Origin of the sequence: Flagellimonas taeanensis, assembly GCF_003584105.1 — a bacterium.
Classification (GTDB): Bacteria; Bacteroidota; Bacteroidia; order Flavobacteriales; family Flavobacteriaceae; genus Flagellimonas; species Flagellimonas taeanensis.
On record NZ_QXFO01000027.1, the window covers coordinates 249,705 to 261,262 of the forward strand.

The window sequence follows — 11,558 nt, forward strand, 5'->3', positions numbered from 1 at the left end:
TTGAAAAGATGTTATGGAAAGAAATGAACTGTACCCGATTTTCTTGAAGGTCTCCCAATTGAACGTGCTCATCGTTGGTGGGGGAAACGTGGGTCTGGAAAAACTGACCTTTTTGCTCAAGTCCAGTCCCAATGCCCAAGTGCAGATGGTGGCGTTGGAATTTCTGCCCGAAACTGTGGAATTGGCCCAAAAGCATGATGTGGAAATGGTTCAAGAAGCTTACCACAAACAATTTTTGGAAGGAAAGCACATGGTCATTGCCTGTACGGACAAACCTGAGGTCAATGAACAGGTATATCACGATTGTAGGGAAAGGAGCATTTTGGTAAATGTGGCGGACAATCCGCCCTTCTGTGATTTTTACATGGGCGGGATCGTGACCAAGGGCAATGTAAAGGTGGCCATATCCACCAATGGGAAATCCCCCACAACAGCCAAAAGGCTCCGCCAGTTTTTTGAGGATGTCCTTCCCGAGGATATCGATGACTTGGTGAAAAACCTCAACGAATACCGAAAGACCTTGAAGGGCAGCTTTGAAGAAAAAGTGGAAGCCTTGAATGAGTTTACCAAGGGATTGATCGACAAAAAGGAGTAGATGCCCCCCCACTTTATTTACAGCCGCTTCATAGCCTCGAAAAGCTCATCTTTTTTCCGGGATGAAATGTTCACTTCCAGATCGTTGGTCATGATCAGATAGCCCCCATCTGCCTTCATGTATTTTTTTACCTCACGCAAATTGATCACATAGCTGTTGTGTACCCTCATGAACTGGTGTTCTCCGAGCAGGTTCTCATATTCCTTCAGGTGCTTGCTCACCAAATGGGTGCTGCCGTCCTTTAGGATAAAACAGGTGTAAGAACCGTCCGCCTTGCAGGCAACCACATCCTCAATGGCTATAAACTCCATTCCCAAGGTCGTTGCCAGACAGATTTTTTCCGGCCTCACGTCCCCTCGTGAAATGTTCTGCATCAAAGTGTCCAATTGTTCCCTGTAGATGTTGGTGTCCCTTCGGGTCCTTGCCTTTTTTACGGCTTCTTGCAACTCGTCAAGGTCTATGGGTTTCAACAGATAGTCGAGTGAACTGAATTTTATGGCCTTGATGGCATACTGTTCAAAGGCGGTCGTAAAGATGACCTCAAAGTCGGGGTCCTTGATTTGGTTGAGTACGTCAAAGCCCACACCGGATTTGAGTTCAATATCGAGAAAAACGACATCGGGGCTATAAACGGACAGCACCTTGACGCCTTCCTCCACTGAACTTGCCATGGCGATGACCTTGACGTCTTTACAAAATTCTTCGAGCATGGATTTGAGTGTTTCCCTGCTGTGCTTCTCATCTTCAATTATTACTGCTTTTAGGACCATTGGGTTATTTTTAGGGGTTAGATACTATTCTTATGATGATTTTGGTTCCGGACGGATGGCTTTCTGAATCATATTTGTCAATGATTTCCATAGTGTTCTTCTTTCCGTTTGGCATATGGAGCATGTTCAATCTTTTTTCGGTGATCTGCATACCCCTGGATTTCCCATGGGTCTTGGTGGCTCCGGTGGCATGCCTTCCAATGCCATTGTCCTCAATTTCGATGACACAGAAGTCATCTTTCTTTTTAAAGCGAAGAGAAAGGGTTCTGTTCCCTTCTTTTTTGCCCGCAAGCCCATGGATTATGGCATTCTCTACTAAGGGCTGGATGAGCATCAAGGGAATTTCCACTTGGTCCGTATCCAGTTCCTCGTCAATATGGATAGTGTATTCGAAACTGTTGTCGAATCGCAATGATTCCAGTTCCAGATAGGAGCGAAGCAGCTCTATCTCCTCGGTAAGGGTCACTAAGACCTCATGTGAACTTTCAAGGACGTTTCGGACAATCTTGCCAAATTTTGACAGATATTTCAATGCCGACAACTTATCGTCCTTAAGAATCAAATGCTGTATGGAATTCAAGGAATTGAAGATAAAGTGCGGATTCATTTGAGCCCGGAGTGTGTTGGTCTCCTTCATTGAAACCTCTTGCTGGAGTATTAGTTTGGCCTCATATTCCTGTTTGATCTTATAGGCAAGGGCCAGGGAAAAGATGATTATCTCCAATGTAGACCCAATGATCATGTAATATTTGCGAACAGTGAACATATAAAGCAATGCACCTGTCATATAGATAAAGGAACCTGTGACTATGAAAATGGCCAGTCTGTCCTTTGCTTTGAACAAAAGATAGCTCATGGAAAAGATGCCGAACAGGGTCATCAAGAGTCTTTGCAGATTCAAGGTCACGTTGCTTATTGTGTATTCACCAGAATAAAAGGAATAAGTGTACAATAAAATCAATAATAGCAAAAGAACCACAATTGCTTGCATGGCCATATGAAGCTTTGGATATATTTTTTTGGTGTTCAGGTAGTACATGGCAAAAAGCACATAAAAAAAGTTGATGAGGATTTGGGAGACAACAACGCTCCAATACCCAAACAAAGAACCGATAAAGGACTGATACTCTGGAAAAAAGAAGCGAACAAGAAAAAAGGCCGAAAAGAATATGTACAGTGCATAGCATAAAAACTCAGCTTTTTTTGTGTAGGAAAAGATAATGAGAAAGGTCAGGAAGAAAATGAGGCAGGCACCTAAGTATACATGGTCCATGATGACCTTATTAAGGTCATTGTCCGTATAATAATCTGTATAAAAGCGATTGGCTTTTTCTGAAAGATACTCAAATCTGGGAGCACGACTGTAAGGCTCGACGACCTCTACTTTCAAGTATAGATACCTTTGATCGATAAGGTATTGCTTTTTAAAGGAGACACCCTGAAGATGGACCAGGGACTTGTTTTTTTCAATTTTGTTGAAATGGCCGAATGCCCTATGCTCTATGTGTCCATCTTTTTGATAGTACATAGAGGCCTTACTATAGTTCAAGGTACGTAGGCGCCAGGATTCCTGTGTGCCTAGAGTATCAAGTTCATCGATAAAATCCAGTTTTACCCAATAAGTGGCGTTTACATCGTTGAATCTCCATGATTCATCGGCGATGAATAGGGAATCGCTGCTCAAAAGTTCGTCGATTCCCAAATCCAGGTCGTTTACTTTCAATATTGAAAAAGGCACGTTCTTGGTTTTCCTGTCCATTTCCACAGTCTGGGCAAACAGAGATGTTGTGCCCAATGAGTACATGAGGCAGCATGTGAGAAGAGAAAGGAACCTTATTGCTTTTTGTTTCCAAGCCGGATTGTCTGAGATACATTTTTCACCCAATCCAGTAGATGGACTACAAAGTATGCTTTTAAAGAAGGATATGATTGCACCGACGACCATTGAAAAGAAATTTCTTAAAGGATTTTTCCTGTTAAACTTGAAAGAATATGATTATTTATTATATTTGTTCCATATTGGATACGGATATCCTTTGGTGAAGGAACTTCTTTCAAGAACATTGAACTAGAGGAATAGTTCATAAAGCCGTCGATTAAAGTCAACAATATTTTGTTTTGCAGATCATTTGGAAACTTCAATAGGTTTTCCATGGTATCTGTGTGATTTATTGATGGCCACTTATGAAGGACAAAAAACAATGGTTTGATTTTTGACCAAAGCAACCAATATAATACCAATGAAAATCCATATGATTCCCTTCAAGAAGAAGGTTGATTCCTTGATGGATTAAATTACAATTTTTTTTTGGGGGGAAGTTTATAAATTTATTTGGCTTGGAGTGTTTTTTGATAAAAAGAAGCCAACAGGATGGGGTTATCATAAATTCGATTTTTTGTACTTTGGATTTGTCCAAAGCGAACCACCTTTCAAAGCATAAATTAACTCACCACTTTCTTTCCATTATACAACTGTGTGCAGCATAACCCCATACTAGCTCTCAGCTTTCTAGGAATTACTGATGGTGAGTTTCTTTTCAATAGCTTGAATCCAAAATCGACCTTGGGATCAGCTACATAAAAACTATGGGACTGCACGATCTTCATAGCCAGAACTGAAGAAATGGGCATAAATGTCCGTGTGCAGCCCAACATCTTTTCCTTTCTTTTCCTTTGGTAAATCTACCTTTGTTCAATGAATAATTATGGTTCAATTTGACGTAGCTATGGTTTGGGTTTATGGATGGTCCATTTGGGTTTACGGATGAGATTACAAGGGTCAATAAGTTATACTTTAAAGTGGGATTCCCATAGGGGTTAGATCCCACTTTAACTAACATGAACACTAAAGACACATATGTTTTATCCAACAGAACGAAGCTCGTGGCCATGGCTGGGTACGGGGGATAAGGCTTTCTGGAGAACCTTTCTCGGTCTTTTGCTCTTGCCCCTGGCTATAAAATGCCCTTTGAAATCTATGGTTGCTATATTGCTGAAGTAGCCCAACATATCCTCATAATCATGGATGTTTATTCCAGCCTTGTTAAGACCTTTGTGTATTGGGGATACATCAGGTTTTGTCCCCCAGTCACCATATATCCTTTTGTCCTTTGATTTTATGATCAGGATCTTGAGCTTGCTCAGATGCCAAGCGGGCACATAAAAGTTGGAAACACCATCGTTAAGGGACTTGAAAGTGACATAGATCTTGCCCACATTTTTGTAGACACTTGCCCTATATCCCAATTGGGAATTGTTCAAGGGTAATTTCAGACAGCTGTTCTCCGATTCCAAATAGAACAAAATGGGATTGTTATACAGCACTTCTTCCGTGATTTGTGGAACATCCAAACTAAAGGACCAGCCAGGGAGTTGCTCTCGAATATCAAAAGACAATAATTCCACAGTATTGGATGGCATGGTATGTTTAGGGTCCATATCCCTATCCGTTATTGAAGTGGACTTATTGAAAAGGTAAATGGGGTAGCCAATAATGATAGTGGCACAAATAAGGGTCCATAAAATGGTCAAAGACAGCATGATCGATTTGTTTAGATTACAACTTGGGAACTTTTACATGATCTAAATAACAAATTAAAATGACGCCATATTTGTCCAATTGACGGATGCAGGCTATGAATTGACGGATGAAAAATGAACGATAAAGTGCAAATTTTCATCGGTGAAAAACATGGGTCAAGTGTCATTTTTTGGGTTTCACCATAAAAAACCGGAAAGAAAGCACGTCTTCCGCCAAGACCATAGGGACATTTTCCATATCCAAAAGGCAAAAACCTAGATTCCGTGCTCAAAAATGACATGTTCATGCCTTTGTTCCTTTACCTGTAGAGACATCGTCCAATTGTCCTATTACGGCCATTACATCATAGTTTGCAATTTTCCTGGTACTGTAATTTCTTTTGATATGGTTGATATAGGTGTGGATTTCCAGCGTATAGTAGTTCTCGAGCTCAAAAATGGGATCCTTTACAATTTCAAGGCTTTCGTCCGCTTTCATCTTACCATATGACCTTGCATGGTAAACTATTTTGTGACTGTTGTTCTCGGGATCCATCCACTCTATGGTAACCTCTATAAAGTCATCCATCCTTTCCCTGAGTTTGTAGGTGGCTTGTTTGGGGATCTTTCCAAATTCATATTCAGATTTAACAAGATCCAAAATCCATTTTTCAAGAAAATTTCCTTTCATCGTCGATTAATTTTATTTAGGTGTTCTGATTTGGGCCCGTTTCCGGGTTTTTGGTTCAAATTTTTTTTTGAGGATGAAAATTGGTCTCCTGATAACCTCCCAGATAAATAATGGGAACGGGGCATTAGTGTACAGGATGTTTTGAGCTCCTAGGGAGCCATGTTTATAGAGGTTGATATGGTTCGAAAAATTTTATTTTTCCATGTGCAATTTTTCTTTGAACCAAGCCATGGTTCTTTCCCGTGCCAAAGCACTTTGTCCGTTGTCATCAAAATCGAACCCATGGCCAGCTCCCTCATATAGGTTGAGCTCTACGGGATCGCCTTTTTGTTTGAGGACATTGAACATGCACAACGTATTCTCGGTCAATTCATCTACCTCTGGAATTTGGTACAGCATTGGGGCGTAAATCCTGTAGATGTTCCCTTCCAAAGCGTTGGGACCACATATTGCGGAACCCCAATAATCATACCCTCCCGAACCGCCATAATAGAACACGCCAGCTGCAAACCCGACATCTGGTCTTGGTTCTGGGGACAAAACTCCTGAAGATTCGTCATATTCCTTCCCATTAAAATTCTGTGTCCATTCCCAATCATTGGGTGTTTTGTCCGTATCATATAATGTGGAAGCTACTGCGGTTGCACCATCTGAAAAGCCCAATATGCCTATATCAGATGGACGAACAATGGCATCTCCATCGGTATACTTTAGATTTTGCAGCAAAGCAAGGGCCGCATTGGCGTCGCGAGAGCGTATAAATTGGGAGCTTATTTTAAAATTATCCGGTGCTGTTGTCCACTTCCCCGTCCTTGTTGAAATCCCACGCCCGGAATAGCTGTCCACAAAAGCACCGATAATGCAATGCTCATCAAACAGGTCACGCCATTCATTGAACTGCCCTGACATTGTTCCTTTGTCGGGGTCATGGTTTGCCCACATCCCATCAGATCCGTGCATGACCACGATGGCCGGATAACTATTCTCACCACAGCCCTTTGGAATTGAAAGGTATATAGGAATTTTGTCATTGCCCACGACCGCATACACGATGGTATCCAATGTCGAGGAAGGTATCACGGCCTTGCCATTTTCTGGTGTGTCGATACCATCTTCACTGCAGGCTGAGAGTAATAATACAAGGATGAAAAATACAGTTAGGTTGATTTTGCGCAATGATTTGGGAATTGTTTTCATAGTTCTCATTTAATAAGTGCATGTACAATTTGAAATACCTTGGAAAAGATCTACTCCTAAGGTGACCACATGGGTTCCGCTGGAATAGCCCAATATTTCGTTCATGATGACTTGGTAGGAATACCCAAAGTAGAAATCACCCTTTTTTAGCCCCATGATCGGGGCCACATACAAGGGCGAACCTAATTGATCGTTAAGGAACCTGTAGGTGAAACCGGCGTAATAATAGTCCTCAAAATCAAACCATTTGAACTTGGTGTTTACATCGGTCACAGACCTGCCATCATTCTCAAAATATTGGAAGAAAACAGAGGGCTCTATTTCAAAATCGTCCCTTCTGTTCTTTCTAAAACTATACCCGGAATAGACATAATAATTCCGTAATCTATTTGGTTCAAAGACAGGGTTGAACTTCCTAAAATCCTTGTTCAGGATATTGGAAACATTAAGGCTTAGGTAGAATCCGCCTTTTCTGTACAAAGTACCGAGGTCAAAATTAGGATTGCTCGAGGCCCGGTCGTTTATTATTGCAGGGTCGCTATCTGCGTCTGGGTCAAAGTTTTCAATATCAATCCTGATTTGATTGAGATTGAAGGACAGCGCAAAAGAAAAATAGCGTTCCTCATACTTGTCAAAGGTCAAGTGGTGTGCGAAGGAAACTTTGCCCCCACGCTGTTTGGTCTCCCCATTGGCATCATTGTAAAGGACCATGCCGATTCCCGATCGGTTTCCCAGCCTGACATCTGCCGATAGTGACTGGGTGTCAGGAGCATCCTTGACACCCACCCATTGTGTTAGTCCGTTCATCCGGACTTTCACATAGTTCCCGATGCCAGCATAGGTTGGGGACATCAGAAAAGGGTTGTCGGACAAATATTGGGACAACTGCGGAATGGTCAGTTCTTGTGCATTCATCAGGCACACATTCATCCACATTAAAAGAACAAAAGCTTTCTTCATGTATCATCTATTTTTATCTGTACAGTGTGAAATGTCCAACAAACTCACGTCCAGAACCATCATTTAATTTTACAATGTACCAGTAGTCACCGGACGGCAGGGGTTTGGATTCATAATATCCGTTCCAAACATCAAATTGCCCAAGAATTTGGATTTTTCTGCCATATCTATCAAAGATGTATGTCTGGATATTCGGAAATGCCTCGGTATTCCTTGGTCCCCAAAAATCATTTTTTCCATCACTATTGTCAGGTGTAAAGAAGTCGGGTATGGAGATATCCACAAAGTTCATGGTGATACTTTCTGTGACCTCACAACCATTGTCATCAACCACGGTGACCATGAAGGTGCCATTTCGGTTGATGGTATAAGTGTTGGTTGATGTTCCTCCTTGATTGTCAAAATAATAAGTATAAGGCCCAGAGCCACCAGTTACATTTGCGGTTATTCCATTTACATGGTCATTGAGCAGTTCAAGTTCCAAAGGCTCCATCTCATCAATAGTGAATGGGTATTCAAAAACGCAGCCATTACTTCGCATGATGAATAGACTGTGTTCCCCAGCACTTATGTTGATAAAATCTGGGGTCAACATAAAATCATTGGGATCTGAAGAATCAAGGGCATACATGAGATTGTTGTTTGCCGATGGATCTATAAATGATACCACAATCGAATTTGAAGGAAGGCCATTTCCGTCACAGAAATAAATGGGCTCTACGGATACCCCTAAATTTTCCTCAATTACCGTTACCTGTGCAGTGGATGAAGAAGGACAACTTCCATTTGCAGCTATAGTATATGTATAAATGCCAACCCCCGAGGGAACAGGACTCCAGCTTCCTCCATTATCAGGTATTCCCCCAAGCGCATTGAAAAGATCTTCTGTGGAGATGGTATCCTCTTGGCAGATATATAAGGTTGAGTCAATCCCTGCATCGGGAGCTGGCTGTTCCGATACGGTGACGGTGGCTGTTGCGTCCGATGCGCATGGAGCTGTTGGCGCCACGGTATAGGTGTAGACGCCTGCGCCGTTGAAGGCCGGGCTCCAAGTTCCCCCTGGATCTGGCGTTCCGCCGAGGAGTGCGAAAAGGTCTGCCTCGCTCAGTGTGGTGCCCTCACATATGGTTGTTGCGCCGTTGGTCCCTGCATCGGGAGCTGGCTGTTCCGATACGGTGACGGTGGCTGTTGCGTCCGATGCGCATGGAGCTGTTGGCGCCACGGTATAGGTGTAGACGCCTGCGCCGTTGAAGGCCGGGCTCCAAGTTCCCCCTGGATCTGGCGTTCCGCCGAGGAGTGCGAAAAGGTCTGCCTCGCTCAGTGTGGTGCCCTCACATATGGTTGTTGCGCCGTTGGTCCCTGCATCGGGAGCTGGCTGTTCCGATACGGTTATTACAGTCGCAGGTCCTTTGCAACCGTTGATGGTTTGAGTGACGTAGTAATCTTGTGATAAGAGCGGATCAGCGGGTGCCACAATGGAGGTAAGCCCTGCATCACTATACCATGTTATTGTAGCTGAAATGGCGGGAACAAGGTCAGCTCCCGTAGGGTTATCAGTACTACAAAATATTTGATTGTTTGCTGGAGGAGCCAGTGGAGTAGTGTTCACTGTGACGATGAAACTTTCTTCATCGAAACAATCGGGAGAGGTACCTGTCTCATCATAGATATAGTAGGTGCCAGATACAGTAGTATTGTCGCCTGGGGCGAATTGTGTTCCAGTGCCCCCGCTGCCTGAATAATAGGCTTCGTTGCCGGTCAAGTTGCTGCCAGTAATGGCAGGCAAAGTGTATGAATCACAGACTACTTGATCTGATATATCATCAATATCTGGGGAGAGGTATATGTAGATGGTCTGGGTGACATCGACAAAATTCCCTGATGTATCGGTAACCCTGTAGGTTCGGGTTATCGTTTCTGGATTTGTATTTCCATCGGTTGCTTCCGATTGTAAGACAACAGATGCTATAGCACAGTTATCTGCTTCGTCCGTCACGACCAGCGGGTCTGCTGGAGGTGGTGTGTCGCATATAGTGATGTCTAGGGGGTTTGATGCAGTAGGGGGCTCGGTATCCCCGAAACCTACGGTAAAAACATCTCGATGTTCAAAATTGACATTGTCAAAATAGGCATTGCCTGCCATGTCCACACTTGTGACATCTATCATGGTGATGGGACCTGTGGTAAAATCTCCATCTTCATCAGTATCGATTAATAATTTTAGACCACAATCTCCATTGTCTAAAATATCTGAACCTGAAAGGTCTATACGGACACTAACATTACTAATAGCATCTACACCCGGAGAACGGACAGCTTGTACCCGCCATTCCCTGGAAATCCTTTCGGTAATATCTCCTGAAATTGGCAATTCCACGATTGTGGCATTTAAGCTTGCATGATCATTTGCCCATATCAAAAAGTTGTGCAGAAATGTGAACAGCCCATTTTTGTCTATCTCAGGTCTGGTATCGTCCAAATTGTCGGTACTGAAGTTATTGTTCGTTGACATGGTAACGATGGCCTCTGGATTTTCACTCTTGGAGATACGTTGATGAAGATTGTACCTCAGTTTGAGTACAGGTGCATTTTGATCCTCATCTCTATCTGCACCTAGTCCTGCTATGTCATATTTATATACATTTTCCGCTTGCCATATCACAGTTCCATCAGCTGCGAGATAGTTGTAATTATCATTTCCCACTTCACTGCCCAAACCTGGGCCATTGGATAGGGTCAATCCATATTTGATGGCCAAGTAGCTTTCGACTATCTGTGTTTCCAAGACAGGTAAGGGGCCATCAAAAAGCATCACTTCTGCAATGTCACCAGTGAGGTTGCGGTTTGCATCATTACTGTTGAAATGCTTGCCCAATCTGTTGAAAAAGTACAGGTCATTGTCTGCATTGATTTCAGCCCTTACTGTTGATATATCTGGTATGCCATTCACATGGGTGGTAAGGTTTTCAGCATCAACAAGTGCCTGTCTTTTGAACGTACCGATAGCAGGTTTGCCCAAAAGATCTATAGAGCCATTCTGAAAATAACCATTACCTCCATCCCCAAACCATGTTCTTCCTACAGAGAAACGGTTGCCATCGGAAACACCCAATGACAGGTTGGTTAACCACTGGTTTGAATTGGACGACCAATGCTGTTCTTCAATATCGCCACCGAACAGCAGCCGTTGTGTCTGTGCCGTGTTTCCAGCTCCTTGTGCCCTGAATACTATGAACACAGTAACATTTTGTCTGGAATCTGCCTTGAAATGCAATGCCTGTCCATCTCCGCTACCATCGAAACGGACAACGGGGTTAAAGTTCATGCTGTTTCTTTCCAAAGTAGGGAGCCCTGGAATCGATCCTGTTGGGTTAAGAAATTGAGGATAAATTCCACTGTTAGGATAGGTGTAATCGAAACCAACGGGATAGGCCAAAGGATAATTCGCAGGTATAGGATGCTGTATGGCATCTTGGGGAACAAAATCTATGAAGTCATACCATCTGCTGACAGGGGTTCCACTGGCTGGAGGGTAGGGAGTAAACAATTGGATCTGTCCCAAAGGAAGAGGGTTGGCATTTATGGCTCTATCCGCTGTGAACCATGTATCAAGGTCTTGCCCATATGTCTGCCCACCCAAGAGCAGGGCAAGGGTTATGAGCAAGTGTCGGAACAGTTTTTTTATTGGAAAATGTGGTGGCGCACAGGAAAGCTTTTTTTCTGTGCCCATATAAAAATAGCAAAGTAGAAGTCTTATCATAATAGCAGGTTTTAATGGTATTTTCTTGTTGGGGCAGGACGAGAAAATAGATTTGGTAGTATAAAA

8 protein-coding genes are annotated in these 11,558 nt (G+C 43.0%); 1 reads left to right on the forward strand and 7 read right to left on the reverse strand.

The window, feature by feature from the left end; translation table 11 throughout:
- Window positions 1-13 precede the first annotated feature (13 nt).
- Window positions 14-595 carry a precorrin-2 dehydrogenase/sirohydrochlorin ferrochelatase family protein gene (locus D2V93_RS16310; RefSeq protein WP_119620158.1) on the forward strand — a complete coding sequence of 194 codons (582 nt, stop codon included), beginning with the start codon at window positions 14-16 and terminating at the stop codon, window positions 593-595.
- A 17-nt stretch (window positions 596-612) separates the two neighbouring features.
- On the opposite strand, the gene D2V93_RS16315 is transcribed toward D2V93_RS16310, so the two are convergent.
- The 7 genes from D2V93_RS16315 to D2V93_RS16350 all read right to left on the reverse strand — a co-directional run bounded on the left by D2V93_RS16315 (window position 613) and on the right by D2V93_RS16350 (window position 11,492).
- Window positions 613-1,365, reverse strand: coding sequence for a LytR/AlgR family response regulator transcription factor (locus tag D2V93_RS16315; protein WP_072881011.1), 753 nt, complete (start codon window positions 1,363-1,365; stop codon window positions 613-615).
- 10 nt (window positions 1,366-1,375) lie between these two features.
- Window positions 1,376-3,124, reverse strand: coding sequence for a sensor histidine kinase (locus D2V93_RS16320; RefSeq protein ID WP_182850011.1), 1,749 nt, complete (start codon window positions 3,122-3,124; stop codon window positions 1,376-1,378).
- A gap of 1,103 nt (window positions 3,125-4,227) precedes the next feature.
- A complete protein-coding gene (locus tag D2V93_RS16330; RefSeq protein WP_072881020.1) occupies window positions 4,228-4,905 on the reverse strand; it encodes a hypothetical protein in 678 nt (225 codons plus the stop codon).
- A 283-nt stretch (window positions 4,906-5,188) separates the two neighbouring features.
- Window positions 5,189-5,575: a hypothetical protein gene (locus D2V93_RS16335; RefSeq protein ID WP_072881022.1), complete on the reverse strand. Its 387-nt coding sequence runs from the start codon at window positions 5,573-5,575 to the stop codon at window positions 5,189-5,191.
- Between the two features lie 192 nt (window positions 5,576-5,767).
- Complete coding sequence (locus D2V93_RS16340) at window positions 5,768-6,772, reverse strand: dienelactone hydrolase family protein (protein ID WP_147377423.1); 1,005 nt, start codon at window positions 6,770-6,772, stop codon at window positions 5,768-5,770.
- A 9-nt stretch (window positions 6,773-6,781) separates the two neighbouring features.
- Window positions 6,782-7,732 carry a PorP/SprF family type IX secretion system membrane protein gene (locus D2V93_RS16345; RefSeq protein ID WP_072881026.1) on the reverse strand — a complete coding sequence of 317 codons (951 nt, stop codon included), beginning with the start codon at window positions 7,730-7,732 and terminating at the stop codon, window positions 6,782-6,784.
- 13 nt (window positions 7,733-7,745) lie between these two features.
- On the reverse strand, window positions 7,746-11,492 hold the full coding sequence (locus D2V93_RS16350; RefSeq protein ID WP_182850012.1) for a T9SS type B sorting domain-containing protein: 3,747 nt from the start codon (window positions 11,490-11,492) through the stop codon (window positions 7,746-7,748).
- Window positions 11,493-11,558: the final 66 nt, after the last annotated feature.